The sequence below is a fragment of the Hydrogenispora ethanolica genome, assembly GCF_004340685.1.
Classification (GTDB): Bacteria; Bacillota; UBA4882; order UBA8346; family UBA8346; genus Hydrogenispora; species Hydrogenispora ethanolica.
The window spans coordinates 56,495-80,486 of the sequence record NZ_SLUN01000007.1; the positions used below are offsets into that span (position 1 = coordinate 56,495).

Genomic DNA, 23,992 nt, shown 5'->3' on the forward strand with positions numbered 1-23,992 from the left:
CTGCGGAGTGATAGAATAGCCTCAAGAATCCCGCGCTGTAGCGGATGGTTCTATGCGGCGGAATTTAACTCACCCATCTAGCTTCCCTCTCTTTTGCGGAAAGAGAGGGCGAGGGTGAGTTAAATGGCTTAGATAGTAGGAGGAGTGTTCGGATGTTCGGGATCGTCAATTACGGGTTGTTTGTCCTTTCGGGGGTGCTCCTGAATATCACTCCCGGCTCCGATACCCTGTATATCCTGGGCCGCAGCATCTCCCAGGGCAAGAAAGCGGGCATCATGTCGGTGCTGGGGATCGGCACCGGAGCGCTGGTCCATACGTTGCTGGTGGCGGTGGGCCTCTCCGCGCTGCTGGCCCGGTCGGTGCTGGCCTTCAACCTCATTAAATACCTGGGGGCCGCGTACATCATGTATCTGGGGGTCCGGGCCTGGTTCGCCAAGGGCGACGGGCTCGCCCTGAAGACCCTGGAACCGGACAGTCCGCTGAAGATCTATGGCCAGGGCGTGTTGAACAATGTGCTCAATCCCAAAGTCGCCTTATTCTTCCTCGCTTTTTTGCCTCAATTTGTGACCAAAGACAATCCCTTCGGCCCCTTGCCCTTTATCCTGCTGGGCTTGACCTTCGTCACCACCGGAACGCTCTGGTGCCTGCTCCTGGCGGTTTTTTCGTCGCTGGCCACCGCCAAACTGCGGGGCAACCATCAATTTGCCACGCTGCTAAATAAACTGACCGGCGTGCTCTTTGTCGGTTTGGGCCTCAACCTGCTCCGGGCCAAGGCCGCCAATTGACAGCCCGTGCGGACGGCCCCTCTCCTCCGGTGGCGGGCCGTCCTGGAGTGGCTGAAGAGCGATTTTGATCCACAAAAGATCGATCCGGAACGACTGAAGATCGATCTTGAGCCATAAAAGATCGATCTGGAATGACTGAAGATCGATCTTGAGCCATAAAGATCGATCTGGAATGACTGAAGATCAATCTTGAGCCATAAAAGATCGATCCGGAATGACTGAAGATCAATCTTGAGCCATAAAAGATCGATCCGGAATGACTGAAGATCGATCTTGAGCCATAAAAGATCGATCGGGCGTTACAAAAAATGAGCATGCGCATCCCTGCGGGGATACGAAATTTGTTTTCTGAAACTCATTTCCGGGACTATCCCATTGGAATTGAACCGCAGAATTCCGGACGACCCGGCCCGGGGCACGTGATATAATGAAAACGGAATCGCGGCGGAGCGCGGGACAGGAGACTGAGCCGCCCGCGAGGCTCGAACCGCGTTTCATGGAGGCATCCCATTGGCTTGAAGGATGCCTCGAACCGTACGAAAGAAGGAGCCTCGGATGTTGAAATATGACAATAGCGCCCGGATGTGGCGGGCCGTGCTCGCCAGTGACCCCGGTGCCGACGGGCTTTTTTATTACGCTGTCCGAACCACCGGGATCTTTTGCCGGCCGTCCTGCAAGTCCAAACCGCCGCGCCCGGAGAATGTCCGGTTCTTCAGCTCCGCCGCCGCGGCGATGGCCGCCGGTTTCCGGCCCTGCAAGCGTTGCCGGCCCGACCGTCCGGAGGAGTACCGGGAGCCCGCCGTCGAGCTGAGCGAGCGGGCGGTGCGGATCTTGACGGCGGAGTATGCCGATCCGCAGATCCTGGCGGCCTTGCCCGGGCGGGTGGGCGCGAGCCCCGCCCACTTGCAGCGGCTGTTCAAACAACAGACCGGCCGGACACCCCGCGTTTTTTTGCAGGATTGGCGGATCCGGCAAGCCGCCGCGCTGCTGGCGGGGACGAAGCTGAATATCACCGAAATCTGCCTGGCAGTGGGATTTGAGAGCCTTTCCACTTTTTACGCGGCATTCCGTTCCATCACCGGCGCCGCTCCCGGAAGCTACCGGCGGGACCGCTTCCGTAGCGAGGAGGAACCACTGTGAAACTTGTCTATGATCGTTACGAAACCCCCTTCGGGCCGATCCATGTCATCCTGGACTCCAAAGGAGTCCGCGAGGTGGTGATGACCCCGGCGAAATGGGAGCAATGCCTGGGGGATCCGGCCTTGACCCATGATCCGCCGGCCTGCCGGGAAGCAGTGAGTCAGCTGGATGAGTATTTTTCCGGAAAACGCCGCCGCTTCAGCCTGCCCCTTTCGCTGACGGGAACCTCCTTCCAGCAAAACGTCTGGCGGGAATTGCAGGAGATCCCCTTCGGCGAGACCCGCAGTTATCAAGCGATTGCCCGGGCCATCGCCGCGCCGGGCAGCTGCCGGGCGGTGGGCCAGGCGAACCGGAGGAATCCCTTGCCCATCTTCGTCCCGTGCCACCGGGTCATCGGCAAGGACGGGAGCCTGACCGGATATATCGGAACCGGCTATCTGGATATCAAATCCTATCTGTTGCGGATGGAGCAAGCTTATTTAAAAGCCATGTGATAAAGTCTCCAATTCGGAAATCATCCTTTCAGTGGACTCAAAAACGACTTTATCACTTGCTTTTCTGAGCTTTTGTGTTCACCCTGGCCTTCGGACGGGGTTTATCACAACGCTTTTAAAAGCCATGTGATAAAGTCTTTTGAATCGGAAATCAGAAGGCAAAAAGGTTTATAAACGACTTTATCACTTGCTTTTCTGAGCTTTTGTGTTCACCCTGGCCTTCGGGCAGGGTATATCACAACGCTTTTAAAAGCCATGTGATAAAGTCTTTTGAATCGGAAATCAGAAGGCAAAAAGGTTTATAAACGACTTTATCACTTGCTTTTCTGAGCTTTTGTGTTCACCCTGGCCTTCGGGCAGGGTATATCACAACGCTTTTAAACAGCGCGGGGTAAACCCGACGGGGTTTGGCAGAAAGCGGCGCTGGACAAGCGGCGCTCCGGATGATAATATGGACCCAGGCATTCCTGGACGTTGGGGGCGCAAATCTGCCCGCGGCCCCGTAAACGGGATGAAAAGGACGGGACCTCCATGTGGAAATTGACACGGAAACAGAAACACGCCGTCGCCTTCGGCATCGGGTTATTATTTATTGCTTACGGAGCCATGGGAGCCATCTTCAAGCTGCAGCTGAATAAGGCGGTCGCCGATCAGATCAGTTTCGTCCTGATGATGATCGCGGCAATGCTTTTGCTGGGGAAAGACAAGACCGAACCGGCCAAATCCGAGGAGCAGCCGGTTCAGGAGAGCGCGGTCGAAGCTCCGGAAATTGAGGATCATAAATCGGAACAATAGGGCATAATATTGTATTGTCGATGAGTTCGGATGTGCAAAAACGGAGGCTGCGGTTGAGGCCTTCGTTTTTGTTTTCACTCGGCCCACCACTGCGCCACTGCGGTGCGGGGCCCCTGCATCAACAGGGGGTGAGCGTCCGGATCGAGCCAGCGGAGCAACTCCAACAAATCCTTCTCCGCCAGGGCGGTGCAGCCCAGCGTCCCCCGGTCCGGTCCTTTCCAGACATGCCAATGTCGTCAAGTGATGATTCCATATCTTGGAATTTGGTTTCAACGGTGCCTACACTGTAGACGATATGCGGGCCAACCGGGGCATGAATGCCCCGGCTACAAGATGGAAGTCCGAGTCAGGATGGCTAAAGGCAAGCGGCCAGGGATGGCAGTACGCGCAGCCCCTTCCCTGGCTAATTTTCAGCAGAATATTTTATCCCGTTTTTTAGGGCCTTTCAAGGTCCTTTCGCCTTGTAGCCGGGTGATTTATCGCCCGGTTGGCGTTCAATTCGTCAGTGAAATTTTTCCACGATAGCTTGATGACATTGCCCGGACATGCAAAAAAATCGCGCTGCCCCGGCCCGGGATCCGTTCCACCGTGTTGTAATGGATCACCACGGCATCATCATACAAATGATCAGAGCGCCGCAACGCCTCCGCCGAACGCCACCGCCCCCGGGCCGGCACGACCTGCCAGGTGTTGTACCAGGCCGAAGCGGGGTCATCCACCCAAACGTCATGGACCGTGGTTTGACGGTAGGGCATCCGGGTGCGGGGACGCGGGTATTTTCCGAAGCAGGGGCCGAGGCGGAAGAGGCCTTGGGGCGAACAACGGTCTCCTTCCACTTTATGAGGGGTGAAGCCGCCCGCCCCGATGACCGCGGCCAGCGGCGGAAAGACCGTTCGCCAATGACCGGCGTTCCGTTCGAAGGTTTCGAGCATGGCGGCCGGCCCCGGCCGCGTCGTAGCCGTGACCCGGATCAATTGCTGCGAATCCGGCCCATTTTTCAGGAACAGACCGTTGATCATACGCTCCATCGCCTCCCCGAAGGCCTGAAACCGCAGGCGAATTGGTTTGATTCACTCTTTCCATGCATAGATATGCCCGGGGCAGGATTTGACTCGGAAACAAAATGAAATGAGCGGGAGGAAAACCAATGGATCGAAGCAGTGGCCGGAGTCTTCCGGATTCGCCGGACGGCTATTCATACCGCTGCCTGGAGCGGGATCTGCTGCGGCTGCGGCAGCGTTATCCCCGGCTGGAACAGGGGAGCCTGGGCCGGAGCGTCCTGGGGCGGCCCCTCCATTATCTGCGCCTGGGGAACGGTCCCCACGAGTTCTTTTATAACGCGGCGCACCATGCCAACGAATGGATCACCAGCCCTGTATTGATGCGGTTCGCCGCGGATCTGGCGGCCGCTTATTCCGCCGGGGAAATGATCGGCGGTTACCCGGCGGCCGCGCTCTGGGAACGCAGCAGCATTTATCTGCTGCCCATGGTGAATCCGGACGGGGTGGAGCTGGTATTGGGGAATGAAAATCCGGAATGTTACGAGATCCCGGCGCGGGTCATCAGGGAACTGGCCGGCACCGGGACGCCGCTGGCCAGGGTCTGGAAGGCCAATATCCGCGGGGTGGATCTGAACTTGAATTACCCGGCCGGTTGGGAAGAGGCGAAGCGAATCGAGTGGGAGCAGGGCATCACCGGACCGGCGGCGCACGATTATGGCGGGCCGGCGCCGCTGTCGGAGCCGGAGACCGGCGCGGTGGCGGCTTTCACCTGCCAGCATGATTTCCGGCTGGTGCTGGCTTTTCATACCCAGGGCCGGGTCATCTATTGGCGGTATTTGGATGAATACCCTCCCGGGGCCTGGGAGATCGCCCAGGTTCTGGCCGCCGTCAGCGGCTACGGACTGGAAGCCAATCCGCCGGATGCCTCGTATGCCGGGTACAAAGACTGGTTCATTCACGACTTCGACCGGCCGGGCTTTACCGTCGAGGTCGGGAAGGGCGTGAATCCGCTGCCCGCCTCCGATCTGGAGGAGATATACCGGGAGAACTTGCCGCTCATGGTCCGGGCGGCCTTGGTCTGAGCGGCTCCATCGCGGTGGCCGGGGACTCTTTCAGCCGGTCCGCGGATGTGCAGAGGGGAGAAGCCTAATCCGTTCCGCTCCGGGTGGGACGGACGGCGTCGCCCGGAGCGGGCTTTAAAATTAAAACGGAAAAGCCGGTGCGGCGCGACAGGGAAAAAGCATTTTCCGTGGAATCATTGAGCGAAGAGAATTTCAATTACCATAATATTCCTTTCGCAATACGATATATAGTGAGTAGCCCGGATATATCAATCAATATATTGTGCTGCGAAGCTTTTCCGAAGAGATTTGAAATTCTCTCAGCATACAATTTCCAATGCTTACGAGCGAAGGAGGCTTTGGCCATGAAAACACTCAAGCTTGGCGTCCTGGGAGCTTCGCGCCATTTTATCACGCGGGTCCTGCCGGCGTTGCAAAAATCGGAATTCATCGCGGTTTATGGGATCGCGTCCCGGGATGGGGAGAAAGCCCGGGAAACGGCGGCCCGTTACGGGATCCCCCACCATTTCGCCAGTTATGAGGGGCTGTTGCAAGATCCGGCGGTTGATTTCGTCTACATTCCCCTCCCCAACGATCTGCATGCCGAATGGATCCGGCGTTCCGCCGACTCCGGCAAACATATCATTTGTGAAAAACCGCTGGCGATGAACGCCCCCGAGGCGGCTGCGGCGATCGCGTACGCCCGGGAAAAGGGCGTTCAGATTATGGAGGCCTTCATGTACCGGCTCCATCCCCAGTGGCAGCGGGTCCTGGAGCTGGTACGGTTCGAGGAGATCGGCCGGATCAGCGCCATTCACACCATCTTCAGTTACGCCAACAACGACCCCAAGAATATCCGGAATATCCGGGCCAATGGCGGCGGCGCGCTCTACGACATCGGCTGTTATGCCGTTTCCACGGCCCGTTTCGTGATGCAGGCCGAACCGTCGCGCGTTTTCTGCGCCATGAATGTCGACCCGCAGTTCCAGACCGACGTGCTCACCAACGGCGTGTTGGATTTCGGAACGGCCCGGGCCCTATTCAGCGTGAGCACTCAATCCTTTCCCCAGCAACGGGTCCAGGTCTTTGGAACCGGCGGCTCGATCACCGTGGAGATTCCTTTTAACATGCCCGCGGACGTGCCGGCCAAAGTGACCGTCCAGACCGGCGTGGCCACCCGCATCCTGGAGATCGGGCCGGCGGATCAGTACCGCCTGGAATTCGAAGCCTTCGGCCAGGCCATTGCGAACGGCGCCGCGCTGCCGATCCCGGCGGAGGATGCCGTCAACAACATGAAAGTCCTGGACGCGCTCTTCCGGTCGGCCGCTTCCGGGCAGTGGGAGACGCTCCCCGGTTGAGCCCATGCCACAGGCTGAAGCAAAATAAAAAACCCCTGGGTTGCCATCTCCGGCCCCCAGGGGTTTTTGACTGTTTAGCCCCGACAAATGTTGCGCCACGGGGAAAACGGAGCAGGGTCCTTTCTTACGTGAAGCCGTTTTCGTAAATCATTGGCAAGCCGGGGCCCGGAAGACCGCGCGCTCCCGGGCTGTAACGGCTCCTCCCTAACCTAATGATTAACGGGTAAGGGAGAATTTACAAGAATGTAATTGACAAAGCCATTCTTGCCAGGTAATATAAAGTTTGAATAAAAATATAAATAATTCATCTGTTCACCATACTATTATGAACGAGGCGAACGAAAATGCAAATGGAACGGAAAACCGAGATTCTCGATGCTTTCATGCGGCTGGTGTGCCGGTTCGGCCTGGACAAAACGACCATGCAGGACGTGGCCAAAGAAGCCGGGATCAGTGTGGGCTCCATTTATAATGACTTCAAAAATAAAGAAGAATTGATCGATGCTTTCGTCTGCCGGATTCAAGAGCAATTGATGAACCGGAGCAAGCGACTATTGGAACAGGACCACCCGGCCGAACAGCTGCTGCACGGTTTTATCGTAGAATTTTTCCTGCTGGTGGCGGAGACGGTCCGGGATAACCGGGGTTTTTTGCAGTTGCTCAAAGGAGAGGAAACCTTCAAGTATTTCCGGAAGAATTTTAAGAAACACGACCTGATGACCAGGGAGGTTCACGAACTCATCGCCCAAGTATTGGAACGGGGCGTACGGGAAGGCGTTTTTGAAGTCGACGACTACCTGAAGACCGCCCGGCTCTTCTTCAGCGCTTTCAGCGAGTATGCCAAGTTGATGGTTTTCAGCGAAGATCCCACCGAGACGCTGGCTGACGTCGAGGAGATGTATGCTTTTGTGAGCAAGGCGATCCGCCGGCGCTGAAAGTAAATTCCCCCAAATAGCGGACTCAAACCGTTTGGGATGACGGGAGGGAAGCGACAAACCGGGAATATTCTTAACCAATCTGTAATGAAACGATCAAACTTTGAAGATATTTCCATCGTATAGTATTTATTGTACAATATGGAGTACTTTGCTCCGAACGAGACGAGATTTGCAAATCTTGCGGAAAGTCAAGGGTGATATGATTGATGAAAAAAGTGATTGCCATCTTGGTAACAGTTTTACTCCTCGGTTTAATCGTTTTTACCTTATTTAAAAACAAGGCCGAAATCACTGAAAAAGCCAAACTCAACCCGATTACCTCGTATCCGGTCTCCGTGGTCAAAGTGGCCCATGAGAGTCTGAGCGAAAACCTGTCCCAGGTCGGAGTCATCTCCGCCAACAACGATCTGGCGGTCGTCTCCGAACAGCAGGGCAAAGTCACCGCGGTCATGGTTCAGGAAGGATCGTATGTCGCGGCCGGTTCGCCGCTGGTCCGTCTGGACGATCTGCTGGCCCAAGCCAACTTTATGTCGGTGCAGACCAGTTACGATAAAGCCAAGAAAGATTGGGAGCGCTATGTCACGCTCCAGAAAGACGGGCTCATCTCCGAGTCCGAGCTGGAATCGAAGCGCCTGTCCTTCAAGGCGGCCGAAGCCCAATATATCACGGCTAAACGCCAGTTCCGCAACGCCGTGATCACCTCGCCCATCTCCGGGGTGGTCACTTCCAGGCCGGTGAACCTGGGCTCGATGGTCAACGCGGGCACGGTGGTCGCCAATGTCGTGGATATCTCCAAATTCAAGGTGGAGCTGAATGTCGCCGAAGAGCACGCCTTCAAAATCAAAGTAGGCGATCCGGTCACCATTGAGACCGACGTCTATCCCGGGGTCAAATTCAGCGGCAAAATCGATTTCATCAGCGCCAAGGCGGACGATGCCCACACCTACCCGGTGCAGGTGGTAATCCCCAGTTATGACAAGAAGTATCCGCTTAAATCCGGCATGTACGGCAGGGTTTATTTCAATCTGGCCAGTCAGGAAGGATTGGTAATCCCCCGTGACGCGCTGGTCGGGAGCATTAGGCATCCTCAGGTGTACGTCGTGGAAGAGAACAAAGCCAAACTGCGGGATCTGGTGATCGGAGCGGAAGTCGGTACCAAGCTGATGGTATTGCAAGGATTGAATGAAGGCGAGACCGTGGTCGTCAACGGCCAGGACAATTTGAAGGAGAACATCGGCGTGGAGATCGTGAGCGCCGGTAAGGAATGAACTGGATTGAAGGGCAGCGTGGAATTTAATAAGTAGGTGATAAAGGAAATGACAATTACCGAGCTTTCGATCAAACGCCCGATCCTGATCATTGTGATCTTTTTGGCCCTGACCCTGTTGGGCGTGGTCGGCTACAGCCAATTGAAATATGAACTTTTCCCGAACATCAACATCCCCACGGTCAGTATTACGACCCAGTATGACGGAGCTTCCGCCAGCGCGGTCGAGTCCCTGGTGACCAAGAAGATCGAGGATGCGGTCTCCGGCGTGGATAAGATCGACACGATCACCTCCACCTCCCAGGAAGGAGTCTCCCAGGTTACCGTCTCCTTTAAACAGGATGCCAACATCGACTTCGCCCTGCAGGACGTGCAGCGCAAGGTCAACCAGATCCTGTCGGCATTGCCGGACGACGTGACCAGTCCGTCGGTCTCTAAAGTGTCCTTGGACGACATGCCGATTATCATCGCCGGCTTCACCAGCAATCTGCCAGATACGCAGTTTTATCAATTGATGGATGATTTTGTCAAACCGTCGCTCTCCGAGGTTTCCGGAGTCGGCAACGTCGAGGTGATGGGCGGCAATCAGCGCCAGATCAAGGTCAATATCGACCGCCAGAAGCTCCAATCCTACGGCCTGTCGGTCCTCCAAGTCCTCCAAGCGGTGCAAAACGCCAACCTGGAGTATCCCACCGGAACGGTCAAGGACCAGGACAGTCAGTTTGTGGTGCGGTTGTCCGGCCGGTTTGAGACGCTTGACGATCTCCGCGAGCTGGTGGTGAGCCGTTCGGAGGCGGGCGACATTTTACTCTCCGATGTGGCCGAGATCCAGGACGGCAAGGCCGAAAGCGTGGTCATCACCAGGATCAACGGGAAGACCACCATCGGCGTGATGATCCTGAAGCAATCCGACGCCAACGCCGTCGAAGTCAGCAAAGGCGTCCGCAAGGAACTGGCCGAGATCGAGAAGGAATACGCGAAATACAATTTAAAGGCCACGGTGGCCATGGACAACTCGACCTATACGGTGGATTCGGCCAACGCGGTCAAGGAAGACCTGTTGTTCGCCATTTTACTGGTGGCCGGGGTGATGCTGGTCTTTCTGCACAGCTTCAGGAATTCGCTGATCGTCATGATCGCCATCCCGACTTCGCTGGTGACCACCTTCACCGGCATGTGGGCCCTGGGATTCAGTCTGAACATCATCACTTTGCTGGCCTTGTCCCTGGTCATTGGTATTCTGGTGGACGACGCCATCGTGGTGCTCGAGAATATCTACCGCCATCTGGAGAAAGGCGAGGATAAGCGGAGCGCCGCCTTGAAAGGGCGGAACGAGATCGGCTTCACCGCGCTCTCCATCACCCTGGTGGACGTGGTGGTCTATCTGCCGTTGGCCCTGGTTTCGGGGATCATCGGCGGAATGATCCGCGAATTCGCCCTGGTTATGGTGGTCTCCACCCTGACCAGCTTGTTCGTGTCCTTCACCGTCACCCCCTTGCTGGCTTCCAGATTTGGAAAGCTGGAGCAGTTGACCAAAGGAACCCTGATAGGGCGGTTCGGCCTGATGTTTGAGCGATTCTACGCCGCGCTGACCAAAGATTATGTGGCGGTGCTCCGGGCCAGTCTGAAACATCCGCTGCTCGTGCTGTTCCTGGCCACGGTATTGTTTGTGGCCGCTGTCGCCTTGGTGCCCATGGGCTTCATCGGCAGCGAGTTCATGCCCCAGTCGGATCAGGGAGTGCTCTCCATCCAGCTGGAGATGCCGATGGGGACCAAATTGGATCAGACCAACGCGCTGACCCAAACGATTGAAAGAGAGCTCTCGGCGATGCCGGAGATCGAGTCCTGCTTCACCGCGGCCGGCGTCGGCGGTCAGAATAACGCCACGGCCAACAGCGCCTATTTCTATGTCAATCTTGTTCCCAAGAAAGAACGCAAGCACAGTACGGAAGAGGTACGCCAATTATTAATTAAAAAATTTGAAAAAGTCCCCGGGATCAAGCTTCATATTACCCAAGCCGGCTTGATGGGCGGCGGCAGTTCGTCCCCGATCCAGCTGGCGGTCTCCGGTCCGAGCTGGAACCGGGTTATGGCCGCCGCCGAGGATGTCAAAAAGATCGCCGAACAGATTCCGGGCACCTCCGACGTCCGGCTGTCGTCCGAGGAAGGCCAGCCGGAGATGAGGATTCAGATCGACCGGAAAAAAATGGCCCGCTTGGGCCTGGACATTGCCACCGTCGGCCAGACCCTGCGGATCGCAATGGCCGGCGACGATAATACTAACTTCCAGGACCGGGACGGCACCGAGTATGCGATCAATGTGATGCTCGATGAGTTCAACCGCAGCCGTACCGCCGACCTGGGCGAGCTGGCGGTGATGAACAAATCGGGCCAATTGGTGAAGTTGAGTCAGTTCGCCAGCATCGTTCCGTCCACCGGACCGACCAAGGTGGAGCGGCGCGACCGGTACTATGCGATCACCGTTTCATCCCAAGCCATCGGCCGCGCCAGCGGCGATATCGGCCGCGATATCATGCAGGCCGTAATGAAGAAAGGTTTGCCGGAGGGGATCAAGCTGGCTCCGGTCGGAACCCTGAAGACCATGGGTGAATCCTTCGCCAGCCTGGGACTGGCGCTCATCGCGGCGATCGTCTTCGTCTACCTGATCATGGCGGCGCTTTACAACTCGTTCATTTATCCCTTCGCGGTGCTCTTCTCGGTGCCGCTGGCCATCATCGGCGCCTTGCTGGCGCTGGGCCTGACCCAGAAGTCGCTGGCGGTCTTCTCGATTATGGGCATCATCATGCTGGTCGGCTTGGTCAGCAAGAACGCCATCCTGTTGGTGGACTTCGCCAACCGGGCGCGCGAGGAGCAAGGACTGGGTATTCACGACGCCTTGCTCGAAGCCGGCCAGGAACGGTTGCGGCCGATTCTGATGACCACCCTGACGATGATCCTCGGCATGTTGCCGCTGGCCTTCTCGGCGGCGGTCGGTTCGGAGTACAAGACCGGTCTCGGCTGGGCATTGATCGGCGGTTTGACCAGTTCCATGTTTATGACCCTGGTGGTGGTCCCGGTCGTCTATACCAAAATTGAGCAAGTCCGTGAATTCTTCATGGGCCTGAAAGATAAATTGAGCCGGAAACCGAAAGCAGTATATGAACGTTAGGATTTTGGGAATTTTATGCGGAGAGTCCGGAACCGGCATGCGAAGCCCCTTTCGATTATTTTGATAGATTGGGCGGCGCGAGAGGAATTTCGCTCCGGTTCGCGAAAATCTTGGGAAGATCTGTAATGTAAGATCCGCCGGGTCCGTTGGTTCCGGTGACAGGTCCGAAGATCAATATGTAGGAGGTTGTATAAGCCATGTTTCGAAAAGTAATTCTCTGCCTGGTGGTATTGATGGCGTTGGCGCTGCCGGCCAACAGTTTTGCCGCGGCTCTCGCTCAGCCGGAAACATTGACGCTGAATCAATGCATCGATCTGGCATTTCAGAATAACCAGCAGATCAAGCTGGCCGCCAAAAACGTGGCCATCGCCCAGGAAGCGGTGAAAGAGGCGGAAGCCGGTTTCATGCCGAGCCTTTCCTATGAGGCGGGCTACAGCCAGGCTGACCCGGCGCAATATCAAATCGGCAATAGCTTGGAGAAAACGCGGTTAGCCGGCGGGATTACCGGCACCTTGCCCTTGTTTACCGGCGGCAAGCTCGAGAACGCGTTGAAACTCGCCAAGATCAAACTGGAATCGGCCAAAGAAGATGAGCGCAAAGCCAAGCAGACCCTGACCTACAATGTCAAGCAGGCTTATTACAACGTCTGGCTGGCCGATCAGGTTTTAAAGGTGAACCAGTCTTCTTACGACAACTTGAACCACCACGTCCAGCAGGTCCAGAACTTTTACAAGGTCGGCACCTCGTCCAAGTTTGATCTGCTCCGCGCGGAAGTGCAGCGGGACACGATCAAGCCGAAAGTGATCGCCTCCCAGAACCAGTTGGCCTTGGCCAAACTGCAACTGGCGACCACCATCGGCCTGCCCAAGGAGAAACAGTACACGGTGGCCTATGACGTCTCCAAACTCCAGCTACCGGCGTCCGTCACCCACCAATTGCAACAGGTATTGGACGCCGCTTACCAGGACCGGCCGGAGATCCGCCAGATGCACCAGTCGGCGGAGATCAGCAAAGTCCAGACGGAGCTGGTGAAGGCCGGGTATAAGCCGGATGTCGCCCTGAGCGCTTCTTATAGCGGGGCCGCCAAAGATTTTGGCTTTGACGGATGGAAGAATCTCTGGTCATTGACGATCGGTGTCAAAGGCGATTTCGGTTTCACCACCAAGCCCAAGATCGCCCAGGCCAAAGGGAATGAAGAACTGATTGCCATCAAAGAGGCGGACCTGAAGGATCAGATCCGGCTGGACGCCGAACAGTCGCTCCAAAACCTGGCGGAAGGCATCGAAACGACCCGTGCCAATCAAGCCAATATCGACTTGGCGAAGGAATCGCTCCGCCTGACTCAGGCCCGTTTCGACGCCGGTCTGGCGACCACCATGGATATCATGGATGCGCAGCTGGCGCTGGATCAAGCTTTGAGCGGCTACTACCAGGGCGTCGTCTCCTACCTGGTGGCCGAGGCTAAAATTGATCTGGTGGTCGGCAAGTAACCGGCAGCAGACGGGAATTCCGCGATGCTTGCGCGATATTTTCTTATCAACCAAAGCTCCCCAAAAAAGGGGGGCTTTGATTTTTTTATAACAAAGATTGACCGGAAAATCGAAGATTGCTCCGGAATTGGATGGGCGGCAGCTGGCTCAGAGGCTGATTTCCAAAACGGCTGAATGGCAAAGGGGAGCACTACGGCCGGCAGGGGACGGACGGCGGATCATGCGCCGGAGCTATCGTTCAAGCAGGACGTTAGGGACCGGCTGATCGAAGAAGTTTAAAAAGATCTGGACCAGCTGGGGATCGAATTGGCTGCCCGAATTGCGGGCGATCTCGGTCAGGGCGTCTTCCAACCGCAGCGCCTTACGGTAGACCCGGTCGTGGGTCATGGCGTCAAAGGCGTCAACGATGGCGATGATCCGCGAAATGAGCGGAATCTGTTCGCCCTTCAGCCCGAGCGGATAGCCGGTGCCGTCCCAGCGCTCGTGGTGGGTCAGGATCCCTTCGGCGATATGGTTCAGATACAGTTTGGCGATTCTGTAGCCTACCTCGGGATGTTTCTGGATGATGTCGAATTCCAGCGGGGTCAGGGGACCGGGCTTGCCCAGAATGGAACTGGGCACCGCCACTTTGCCGATGTCGTGCAGGGTCGCCAGCAGGGCCAGGTTGTCCTTTTCCAGCATGGAAAGGTCCAGGACCTCGCCCATCCTTTGAGCCAGTTCTTTGAGGCGCCGCGAATGCTCGTCGGTCTCCTGGTACTGACCGGCCAGATCGGTTTGGAGCGAGACCAGCAACGAATTGTAGGATTTGTTCTGTTCCAGCAGCTTATTGCGGTACATCCGTTCGTCGGCCTCTTTGAGGACCTCGCGGTAGGTCTGGTTGGGGGTTTCCTTGACGGCAAAGCCCAAGGCGATGCTGAGCGTGACCGGTTGCGATTCGCTGGACAGGAAACGCTTGCGGATCCGGCGGCAGAGCCGTTCGATGGCTTGGACATCGGGGTCCGGTACCACGATGGCGAACTCGTCGCCGCCCCAGCGGGCGATGAGATCCGCTTTGCCGCAGGCCTCCTGAAGGAGTTTGGCGGCCCGGCGCAGAAACCGGTCGCCGGTCTCGTGGCCGAAGGTATCATTCACCAGCTTCAGACCGTTAATGTCGCCGAGAATGACGCCATAAGCGGCACTGTTTTGTTTATCCAGTTTTTTCAGCTCTTCTTCGAGAAAGGCGCGGTTATAGACCCCGGTCACCTGGTCGTTGAAGGTCAGCTTTTTGAGCTTGGCCTCCATCTTTTTGCGCTCGCTGATGTCCCGGGCGACCGCAAGCAGCAGCGGCCGGCCGTCCAGCTCCAGCAGCAGGCCGTTGACCTCTACTGGGATGCGCGCTCCGTCGCGGCACTGATGGACGGTTTCAAAACAAATCTTGCCGTTCTCCTGGAGTCTCTGGGCGATCTTCGGCGCCTGGGCGCGCCATTCGGGAGCGATAATCAGCTGGCTCGGTTGACCCAGGAGCTCTTCCCGGGCATAGCCTAGCGTTTGACAGGCTGTGGCGTTCACTTCACGGATGAGGAAAGGTTTGGCGATATCACAAAGGATCACCGGGTCGCCGAGGCTATGAAACAGATCCTGAAAACGTTGATCGCCGGACCCCGGCGCAACCTGCGCCCCTCCCGCCGCCGCGGCGGCGCGGCCGAACCATAACACGCGGCCCGGAAAAGGCAGTGCAATTTCCCAAGTGGCAATCTCAGCCACCGAGCCGTCCAACCGCTGATACGCTTCCACGCCGGTACGAACCGCCGGTTCGGCGGCGCCAGCCACTTGAAGCCTGGCGGCCAGTGCGGAACGGACTTCGGGCAACGCCAGCTCTAAAAGGGATCGGCCGCATAATTGCTCGGAGTGGCTTGCGGCAAATAAGCGGAGGGCGGCGGGATTCGCCGCGACGATCCGGCCCTTCTCCAGAATGAGTTGCGCTTCCGGGAACAGTTGAAACATTTGGGAATGAAAACGTTTCGTCTGTAATAAGCGGATTGCATTCTCCGCCTGGATCCGGGAGAGCGTTTTCCTGACTCTGTAATAGGCTTGAAGTTTGATGGCGTTGTGATAATATTTCATCCGGTTCTTCCCAAGCAATCGCCGAAATTTTGATGATACGGGTTGCGCCTAAAGCCGACCATAATGGATACATTATGGAATTGATTTCATCCTGTATACCCTATATTTTAACACAAAATTTATCTGAGCTGGTAGGTTTTCTTTTCCAGATATTCACTGGTTTTTGTCGAATAATGCTTCGAAAGGACGGGGCCGGGCGGTGCGCAGATATTCCCGGATGACGCCGAGCGGCACCGCGCCCCCGGTCGAAGTGGCGTCGGTCAAGCAGAAACGGGCATTGGCGTTAGCCAGCCGGACCGTGTCGAAGAGCGGCCAATCCTGGTGAATGCCGAACAGCATCGCCGCGCAGAAAGCGTCACCCGCGCCGACGGTCCCTTTGATCGCGGCGCTTTCCATCTCGAAAGAGGGGACGAAGACGCCCCGCCCTCCTTTGGGGATCGCGTAAGCGCCCTCGGGAAAATGGACCGCCACCAATTGGTTGACCCCGCTATCCAGCAATGTTTGAGCGGCCGCCGCCAGCTTGGCGGGGACGATCTGCCGGTCGGAGTCGCGGAGCGGGTAGCCCACCGAGGCTCCGGCCTCGATCTCGTTGACGATCAGATAATCGATATAGGGCAGGCAGGGGATGACGATCCGCCGGAATCTGTCGCTGGCCTCGGAGACGACATCCACCGAGGTCCGGTAGCCCTCTTCCCGCAGCCGGTGCAGCAGGCGGGCCGCCTTGACGCCGTATTGGGGATCGGGACCGTCCAGCTTATCCAGGAGCAACAGGTAACCCAGATGAAAAATCTTGGCCGAGGTTTCCAGCCCGGTCAGATGCTCCAGATCGAGCAGCGCGTTGGCTCCCCGGGAATGAAAGAAGGTCCGGACTCCGCTGCCGGCCTCGGTCATCACCTGGGTAATGGAGGTGGACTGTTCGGCGGTACGGGTCATGTGCCGGATGTCGATCCCGTTTTGAGCCAGGACTTCCAGGATGAAGTCGCCGTCCGGATCCCGGCCGATCATCCCGGCCGCATACAGCGGCAGGCCGCTTTGCAGCTTGGCCAGATCGACCAGGACATTAAACGGCGCGCCGCCGGTGCCCCGGTACTCCTCCAGAATGTTGGCCAGCATGCCCCGTTCCGGCCAGGCGTCGATCAATTTGACCTGGTCCACAATCCAGTTGCCCGCGGCGATAATGCCATTGCGCATGATTCTCACCTCGAATGAAAGTCTTTATTTTATTATTTTGGATGCAACACCTTGATCTCCGGTCGGCAGGGATGGGGCGTATAGGCATGCTCAGAGCCGGCAGGCAGCCACGCTGTAGGGCCGCCTCCGGATAAAGCTGCCACCATGGGATAACCGGTCTTTGGCTGGATAAGACCGATGGCGATGCCGATAGAACGATCGCAAGCAATTTTCCGCGATCCGGCGCAGGAATCAAACTGCGCCCCCTCCTGCTCGCTCCGCCTGGCATTCGGATGGAAAAGGATATCATGATCGGTTTCAATTTCTATAGTATTGAAATATCCCCCGAAAAGCAAGCCCATTTCGCGAGGGCTTCTTTTTATAAAAAAAGCCGTTTTTTTGGAAAACAAACGGAAGTCGCTAAAGGATAAATGCATTTATTCAAGAAATATTCCCAGGGGGTTTATAAAAATACTCCAGTTCTGCCGGCAAGGCTCCCTTGCCGCGGGATTGGCCCCGAAGGAGGTCCACCCGATGCAGGTTCAAGATTTGGTTGGCGTCTGGAAACTCGTCTCCTGGGAGGTCTTGAATCCGAGTCAGAAGATCGCGCGGCCGTTCGGCGAAAGGCCGGTGGGTTATCTGATCTATCACCCGCATGGGTATGTAACCGTTACGGTAATGCAATCGCCCGCCGACGTCAACGGGATGGAGGCCCTTTTCCGCAAATGGATGCAGCCCAATGCGTCGGCATTAGGCTTCTTCAGTTTTTGCGGCCGTTTTGAAGTAGCGGGGGAGACCGTCCGCCATCACTTGGAGGTCTGTTCCATCGCCGAGTGGGTCGGTCAGACTCAGGTGCGGAACTGCCGCTTCGAGGGGGAACGCTTGACCCTCGGTGCTGTCGAGGATCAGAGCGAGCACCGCCTGGTTTGGGAACGCCGCCGGGGTTCGGAAGCGACTTGAGTCAGCACCGGCGCCGGTGAGCGGCGGTGGGTCTTGCCAGGGTTCATGCCCCAGCGCATGGAAAAGCACGGCCTGAAGAATGAGTTCAATGAATTGGCTATCAACACCCCGAGCGAGCGGGGGACAGGAAGATACATGTGAAAAGGGACCGTCGGAAATGCTACGCGGGATGAATCCGAAAAATCAATCTTGTCGCTGGATGCTGGCGATCCTGCTGTTTATTGCCGGGAGCGGCAGTTATCTTGTTTTGCTGCGGACGCTGAAGGGGAATGCCGGGGGGATTTGGAATTCATGGCTGATCGCGGCCCTCGTTTGCCTGGCGCTCGGCTTGGCGGCGTTGAGCCTTTCCAACCGGGAACTCCGCAAACGGCTGTCGAACGTCGAGAAGCTTTCCAACAGCGCCATTGACGCCGCGGAGATCATCATCATCCAGTTTGACCGGGATGGCCGGATCGTCGATCTGAATCAATTCGCCGAAATGAAGTTGAAGTATGAAAAAAGCGCCTTGGTCGGGGTTAAGTCCATCGCCGATCTCATCGGTGGCGACATCCTGGCCCGGATTACCGCGGCCCTCCAATCGGGCAGTCTCGACCGGACGATCCACAATTATGAATTCCCATTGCGCGGCCGGTCCGGACAGGTTATCAACGCGTTGTGGAATATTCATTGGGTGCGGGGCGGCCTGAATACCCCGGACTGCATTGAGATCATGGGGCTGGACATCACCGAACGGGCCGAGTCCGAACGCAGGCTGCTGGAGAATCATCGCGAACTGATCCGCCTCTATAAAGATCTGGCCCATTCTAAGCAGAAACTGGATCAACAATACAATGAACTGCGGATCACCCAGGAGCAACTGGCGGTCAGCGAGGAGCGTTCCCGCCTGGCCCAGGAGGGCTCCAAGGTAATCGTTTGGGATTGGGATATCGTCGCCAAACACCTGTACCTGCCTCCGGCATTCTGCGCAGCGCTCGGTAGGGAACTCGCGGAGATCAACGCCGATATCCAGTCTTTTTTGGAACAGGTGATCCACTCCGACGATCGGCAGCGTTTCGACGAATTGTACCGGATCAACCTGCACCGGAAGAAGCCGGAGATCTATTTTGAGAGCCGGGTCCGGCTGCGGGATGGGAACTACAAATGGTTTTTGGTCCGCGGCGGGGCCGTCCGTAACGAGCGTCGCCGCTTTGTCCGGCTCACCGGAACGCTGACGGACATCACCGAGCGCAAGACCCAGGAAGACATCATTCACCGTTTGGCCTATTACGACCTGCTGACGGGCCTTCCCAACCGGACCATGCTGCTGGAACGGCTGACCCTGGCCGTTCACAAACTGCAGGATCCGCCGGGGGAGATGGCGATCGTCTTCATTGATATCGATAACTTTAAGAATATCAATGATTCCTACGGCCATTCGGTCGGGGATCAATTACTGGTGGAAGTGGGCCGCCGCATCCTGTCCGCCCTGGACCGGGAATATCTCGTCGCCCGGCTCGGCGGGGATGAGTTCGTGGTGCTGCTGGAAGATCTTCAAGACGGCCTCTCCGTGCAGCGCTGCGCCGATCGGATCATGGCTCAATTCGGGAACTTTTTCAAGATCGGCCGGCATTCTTTCTTTGTGACGGTCAGCATGGGGATCGCCGTCTTCCCCGACCATGCTGACAGCGCCGAACAGCTCCTGAAGAACGCGGACATCGCGATGTATCAAGCCAAGGCCGCCGGAAAACGAAGTTATTTTCTCTACAACCATGCCATGAACGAACGGATTCTGGAGCAGACCACCTTGGAGAACGGCCTGCGCCAGGCGCTTCAGAACCAGGAATTCTTCCTGGAATACCAGCCGCAGACCGATCTGAGGACCAACCGGATCTCCGGCTTTGAAGCGCTGATCCGCTGGCGCCGGCCGGAATACGGCGTCATGCCGCCGCTGAAGTTCATTCGCATCGCCGAAGAGAGCGGCTTGATCCATGAGATCGGGATCTGGGTCCTCGAGAATGTCTGCCAATTCATCAAAACCCTCCACCGGGCCGGACTCCGCCATTTCCTGGTCTCCCTGAACGTATCCGCGGTCCAGTTGCGGCGCGAAAACTTCGCCGGGGCGGTGCGGGAGATCATTGCCCGGGAAGGGATCCTTCCCGAAAACATCTGCATCGAGATCACCGAAACCGTCTTGATGGAATCGCTCGAGGAGAACATCGAGAAGCTCAAGACCCTGGCTGATTTGGGCATCACCGTCTGTCTGGATGATTTCGGCACAGGGTACTCCTCGCTCAATTACCTGAAGCAACTGCCGATCCAGATCGTCAAGATCGATCGCTCGTTCATCGCCGACATCAGCGCCGACAATACCTCCAGCCAGTTGGTGGCCTCCATCATCGAGCTGGCTCACAAGATCGGCCTGACGGTGGTCGCCGAAGGGGTGGAGACCGAAGAGCAACTGGCATCGCTGGGCCGGCACCAGTGCGATATTGCCCAGGGCTTCCTGCTGGGCCGGCCGCTGCCGGAGCAGACGGCCCGCGAAATCGCCGCCGCGAACCTGGCCTGATCGCGGCGGCCTTTCTGGAACCCGCTCCCGTCCGTCATTTCCACGGCTCTCCCGAAATCCCGCTTCCCGTTCCTCGCCCGTTCTCATCAATGACTGGGTAAGCGGCTTCTCTCGCCGCAGTTTCTCCTGGAGCAGCTCTCCATGATCGTCCGGTTCCCGGGGATGCTCCTTCCGCTTCCGAAGCAGCCCGCGCAGTCATGGCGCTTTCTCACACAGTAATTGTGCATGCTCACACGGTAATGGTGCGAACTCGCCCGGTCACTGCGTATCCTTACACAGTAACTGCGCATCCTCGCACAGTAACTGTGTAAGCTCGCACCATGATTGCCGATGATCGCCCGGTCGCTGTGCAAGCTCACACCATAACCGCGCAGGTTCGCCCGGTCACCGCGGAAGCTGATTCAGTGACGGAACAGCTTCCTTGGAATAGCGTAACAGCCGGTGGAGCGACCGCGGATGCTTCCCGGGCTGCCGATGGTTCGCTCCCTAGTATGGCTTCGGGCGGGAGAATCCGGGGCGGATTGCCTTTGGCGGGTTTCCCGCCTTTCTTTGCTGCGGTGTGGGCTCATTCAAAAGCCGCCGCATATTCCCGCCCAGCACCAGCTCGGTAACGGCCGGATCGGGGCTCAGCCGTTCGACCATCTGCCGGGCCAACAGCGGGATTTGATTCCATGATAAGCAATGGGAGTGTATAATCAAAGTACGCACTATTTGGTGCGGTAGTTACCCCGCCGAGACTATTCCCGCCTTGGAAATGCGGGGAAAAAGGAGCGCCACAGGATGAATGAGCAAAGCTTGAAGGAACGCTGCCCGATGGATGCAGCCCTCAGTGTGATCGACGGCAAATGGAAGATCTTTATCCTCTGGCATCTGTCCCAGAGAACGATACGCTTCAACGAACTGCAACGGCTGATGCCCGGGATCACCCAAAAGATGCTGACCCAGCAACTGCGGGAACTGGAGCGGGACGGCATGATCCACCGCGAGGTGTATCCCCAGTTCCGCCGAAGGTGGAGTACTCGCTGACCGAGTGCGGCAGGAGTCTGGGGCCGATCCTGGAGCTGCTCTGCCAGTGGGGGAAACAGTATCTAAGCCTGGCGAAGCCGCTTCAGGCCGCCGCTCGGGCCGATGAATAAACCGTTGCGCGGTTAGCGAATTTCGGCGCGCCAGACATGAAAGAGCCGCCCCGCTAATATTCATAATTGGGGGGTTGGCGATGCGAGTATTCTTTATCAGCCGCAAGTTGTTATGGGGTTTCTTTCTGACGTTGGCCGGAGGAGGGGCGCTGGCGGTGATCGGACTGAATCCGGCCCGGCCGATCATGAGTGACGGGTACCAGATCCGGGAGCAATTCCCGCCTTTGACCTACGTGCCAGGGTACGAACAGGGGCCGCGGGTCCGGGCCGGGGCGGCCATTATCATTGAGGCGAAGACCGGCGCGATTTTATTCGCCAAAAACGCCGAACAGCGGCGGGCGCCGGCCAGCACCACCAAGATGATGACGGCCATCGTGGCCCTGGAGAAAGGCAATCTGAACCGGACCGTTACCATCAGCCGCCGCGCGGCGGCGGTGCCGGGGTCGAGCATTCCGATCCGTGCCGGCGAGCGGGTGTTGTTGAAGGAACTGCTCAAGGGAATGATGCTCGAATCGGGCAACAACGGCAGTGTGGCGGTAGCCGAAGGGGTGGCCGGCGGAGTTGATCCGTTCATCGAACTGATGAACCGGAAGGCGAAAGAGATCGGAGCCTTGCAGACCAACTTCAGAAACCCCCATGGGCTGCGCGCGCCCTCTCATTATACGACGGCGCTGGATCTGGCGTTGATCGCCCGCTATGGCCTGGCCAATCCCAAATTTGCGGCATTGGTGAGCCGGAAGACCGCCACCCTGCAGAAACTGGGCGGCAAGGATGAAAAGCTTTGGAACACCAATCGTCTGCTCTGGAGCTTTCAGGGCGCCGATGGCGTGAAGACCGGCACCACCAATGAGGCCGGGTATTGCCTGGTGGCTTCGGCCACCCGTGAAGGGCAGCGCTATATCGCGGTGGTGCTCAACTCCGGGGATCGTTGGGGCGATTGCGCTCGCATGCTGGAGTATGCTTTTACCGAGTTCACCACGGTCCAGATCGCCAATACCCGGAAGGCGCTGGCCCGCGTCTCCGTGGCGGGCGGCCGGCCCCGGCAAGTTCTGGTATATCCGCGCGCCAACCTCTTCGCGGTGGTGCGCAAGGGCCAGGAAGGGCTGGTCCGGGCGCAGCTGACGCTTATTCCCCAACCGGTCCGGGCGCCGCTCCATCCGGGCCAGGCGTTGGGGAAAATCGGCTACCGTTTTCAGGATCAGACGGTAACCGGGGTTGATCTGGTCGTCCGGCAACCGGTCCGGAGGCGCTGGTGGCCCTGGTGAGTGCCGGAATGCGGCAGCGGGGGGAGTTCGGAAACGCGCCGGCCATCGCGGCCACTTTCATCGGGACGGTGGTCGGCGCCGGGTTCGCGTCCGGCCAGGAGATCTATCAATTCTTCAGCGCCCAGGGCATGAATGGCGCGCTGGGATTGGTATTAACCGTGCTCCTGCTGGGAGTGGCGGGGGACCGGGTGTTTCAGATGGGACGGGTGATTCAGGCCCGGTCCTATCCCGACTTCCTGCGATATATCTTGGGGAAACGCCTGGCTTTCGCGGTTGACCTCCTGCTGTTGCTGTTCTTTGTCATTCTGATCGGAGTGATGTTCGCCGGGTCCGGGACGATCTTTGCCGAAATGGGACTCGGCTATTGGACCGGGATCGTGGCCACCGCCGTAATCCTGATCGCGGTACTGTTGCACGAACTCCCCGGTCTGATCACTGCCAATCTGATCATCATTCCCCTGATGTTCTGCGGCGCAGCGGGAGTGGCCGTTTTCGCCATGATGACGCGTTGTTCCGGCTGGCCGTCGGGCTCGGCCGATCTCCGCTGGTTCCTGCCGTCGCTGCAGTTTTCCGCCTACAATCTGATCCTGGCCCTGCCGGTGCTCTTATCCCTGGCCCAGCGCTATCCCTTGGCCAAAACCTTACGGAAAGGGGGCTGGCTGGGGAGCATCGGACTCGGTCTCATGGCGGCACTGATCCATGGAGCCATCCTTAGCCATCTGCCGCACCTCCGGAACAGCCCCTTGCCCATGGTGGATCTGGCCCGAGCGGCCGGGACCTGGATGTACTGGGGGTATGCCTTCATTCTATGGGCCGAGATGTTGACGACCCTCTTCGCCAACACTTACGGGGTGGCGCAACGAGCGGCGGTCCGTTCGGGCTGGCCTTTCCGTTTTTGGGTGCTGGTCCTCACCATGCTCGGGATCGCCATTGCCCGGGCCGGATTTGTCAATCTCATCGCCCGCTTTTACCCGCTCTATGGACTGCTCAGTCTGATTCTGCTCATTGCCATCTTGACAAAGCGCTTGCCGGCTGCCGCACACTAAGCAACCGGACCGGGGCTCCGTTCTTTTGGCTAAAAAAATTTTTCCCATAGAATTCGTTAAAAACGGGGTTCCCAGAGCGCCCGCCCGGAGACTGTCCGCTCCGAAAGGCAGTCCGGGAGAGGGTTTGGGGCGATCCTGGGACATCCGCGGCGAATCGGTACTTTCTAGCGAAGGAGGGCCCCGGCGGCGGGAGGCGAACGTGGAGAAGCTGAGCCGGCGAAGGGGAAACGGACAGCCCCGTGACGGTTTGCTCCCGCTTTGCCCTTGTC

General features: G+C 57.7%; 18 protein-coding genes and 1 pseudogene. 15 read left to right on the top strand and 4 right to left on the bottom strand.

What is annotated here, in order from left to right; translation table 11 throughout:
• Window positions 1–152 precede the first annotated feature (152 nt).
• From EDC14_RS07865 to EDC14_RS07880, 4 genes are all read left to right on the top strand, one after another.
• Window positions 153–785: a LysE family translocator gene (locus EDC14_RS07865; RefSeq protein ID WP_132013733.1), complete on the top strand. Its 633-nt coding sequence runs from the start codon at window positions 153–155 to the stop codon at window positions 783–785.
• A 555-nt stretch (window positions 786–1,340) separates the two neighbouring features.
• A complete protein-coding gene (locus EDC14_RS07870; protein WP_165907880.1) occupies window positions 1,341–1,925 on the top strand; it encodes a bifunctional transcriptional activator/DNA repair enzyme AdaA in 585 nt (194 codons plus the stop codon).
• A complete protein-coding gene (locus tag EDC14_RS07875; RefSeq protein ID WP_132013735.1) occupies window positions 1,922–2,419 on the top strand; it encodes a methylated-DNA--[protein]-cysteine S-methyltransferase in 498 nt (165 codons plus the stop codon). Before EDC14_RS07870 ends, EDC14_RS07875 begins: the two co-directional genes overlap by 4 nt.
• Window positions 2,420–2,950: 531 nt before the next feature.
• Window positions 2,951–3,214 (top strand): hypothetical protein, encoded by a 264-nt coding sequence (locus EDC14_RS07880; protein WP_132013736.1) that lies wholly within the window; start codon window positions 2,951–2,953, stop codon window positions 3,212–3,214.
• 494 nt (window positions 3,215–3,708) lie between these two features.
• Here EDC14_RS07880 and EDC14_RS07885 read toward each other — a convergent pair whose 3' ends face one another.
• Window positions 3,709–4,242 (bottom strand): L,D-transpeptidase family protein, encoded by a 534-nt coding sequence (locus tag EDC14_RS07885; RefSeq protein ID WP_132013737.1) that lies wholly within the window; start codon window positions 4,240–4,242, stop codon window positions 3,709–3,711.
• 119 nt (window positions 4,243–4,361) lie between these two features.
• On the opposite strand from EDC14_RS07885, the gene EDC14_RS07890 reads away from it, so the two are divergent.
• The 6 genes from EDC14_RS07890 (at window position 4,362) to EDC14_RS07915 (ending at window position 13,498) form a co-directional block, all read left to right on the top strand.
• The gene (locus tag EDC14_RS07890) at window positions 4,362–5,297 is read left to right on the top strand and encodes a M14 family metallopeptidase (RefSeq protein ID WP_132013738.1); all 936 of its coding nucleotides are present in this window, start codon (window positions 4,362–4,364) and stop codon (window positions 5,295–5,297) included.
• 344 nt (window positions 5,298–5,641) lie between these two features.
• Window positions 5,642–6,634: a Gfo/Idh/MocA family protein gene (locus tag EDC14_RS07895; RefSeq protein ID WP_132013739.1), complete on the top strand. Its 993-nt coding sequence runs from the start codon at window positions 5,642–5,644 to the stop codon at window positions 6,632–6,634.
• Between the two features lie 344 nt (window positions 6,635–6,978).
• Window positions 6,979–7,569, top strand: coding sequence for a TetR/AcrR family transcriptional regulator (locus EDC14_RS07900; RefSeq protein ID WP_132013740.1), 591 nt, complete (start codon window positions 6,979–6,981; stop codon window positions 7,567–7,569).
• A gap of 209 nt (window positions 7,570–7,778) precedes the next feature.
• Window positions 7,779–8,840, top strand: coding sequence for an efflux RND transporter periplasmic adaptor subunit (locus EDC14_RS07905; protein ID WP_132013741.1), 1,062 nt, complete (start codon window positions 7,779–7,781; stop codon window positions 8,838–8,840).
• A 48-nt stretch (window positions 8,841–8,888) separates the two neighbouring features.
• Window positions 8,889–12,008, top strand: coding sequence for an efflux RND transporter permease subunit (locus EDC14_RS07910; RefSeq protein WP_132013742.1), 3,120 nt, complete (start codon window positions 8,889–8,891; stop codon window positions 12,006–12,008).
• 197 nt (window positions 12,009–12,205) lie between these two features.
• The gene (locus tag EDC14_RS07915) at window positions 12,206–13,498 is read left to right on the top strand and encodes a TolC family protein (RefSeq protein ID WP_132013743.1); all 1,293 of its coding nucleotides are present in this window, start codon (window positions 12,206–12,208) and stop codon (window positions 13,496–13,498) included.
• 231 nt (window positions 13,499–13,729) lie between these two features.
• Here the strand turns inward: EDC14_RS07915 and EDC14_RS07920 are convergent, their stop codons facing one another.
• The 3 genes from EDC14_RS07920 to EDC14_RS07930 all read right to left on the bottom strand — a co-directional run bounded on the left by EDC14_RS07920 (window position 13,730) and on the right by EDC14_RS07930 (window position 17,208).
• On the bottom strand, window positions 13,730–15,601 hold the full coding sequence (locus EDC14_RS07920; RefSeq protein ID WP_132013744.1) for an HD domain-containing phosphohydrolase: 1,872 nt from the start codon (window positions 15,599–15,601) through the stop codon (window positions 13,730–13,732).
• A gap of 153 nt (window positions 15,602–15,754) precedes the next feature.
• On the bottom strand, window positions 15,755–16,792 hold the full coding sequence (locus EDC14_RS07925) for a carbohydrate kinase family protein (protein WP_243662851.1): 1,038 nt from the start codon (window positions 16,790–16,792) through the stop codon (window positions 15,755–15,757).
• 32 nt (window positions 16,793–16,824) lie between these two features.
• A complete protein-coding gene (locus EDC14_RS07930) occupies window positions 16,825–17,208 on the bottom strand; it encodes a hypothetical protein (protein ID WP_132013745.1) in 384 nt (127 codons plus the stop codon).
• Window positions 17,209–17,305: 97 nt separating this feature from the next.
• Between EDC14_RS07930 and EDC14_RS07935 the strand changes: the two genes are divergently transcribed.
• The 5 genes and pseudogenes from EDC14_RS07935 (at window position 17,306) to EDC14_RS07955 (ending at window position 23,723) form a co-directional block, all read left to right on the top strand.
• Window positions 17,306–17,731 (top strand): lipocalin-like domain-containing protein, encoded by a 426-nt coding sequence (locus EDC14_RS07935; RefSeq protein ID WP_132013746.1) that lies wholly within the window; start codon window positions 17,306–17,308, stop codon window positions 17,729–17,731.
• A gap of 169 nt (window positions 17,732–17,900) precedes the next feature.
• Entirely contained in the window at window positions 17,901–20,276 is a 2,376-nt protein-coding gene (locus EDC14_RS07940; RefSeq protein ID WP_165907881.1) for a putative bifunctional diguanylate cyclase/phosphodiesterase, read from the top strand.
• 780 nt (window positions 20,277–21,056) lie between these two features.
• Window positions 21,057–21,412, top strand: a pseudogene (locus EDC14_RS07945) (winged helix-turn-helix transcriptional regulator).
• Window positions 21,413–21,492: 80 nt separating this feature from the next.
• Window positions 21,493–22,677, top strand: coding sequence for a D-alanyl-D-alanine carboxypeptidase family protein (locus tag EDC14_RS07950; RefSeq protein WP_132013748.1), 1,185 nt, complete (start codon window positions 21,493–21,495; stop codon window positions 22,675–22,677).
• Window positions 22,665–23,723, top strand: coding sequence for a YkvI family membrane protein (locus tag EDC14_RS07955; protein ID WP_132013749.1), 1,059 nt, complete (start codon window positions 22,665–22,667; stop codon window positions 23,721–23,723). Before EDC14_RS07950 ends, EDC14_RS07955 begins: the two co-directional genes overlap by 13 nt.
• Window positions 23,724–23,992 lie beyond the last annotated feature (269 nt).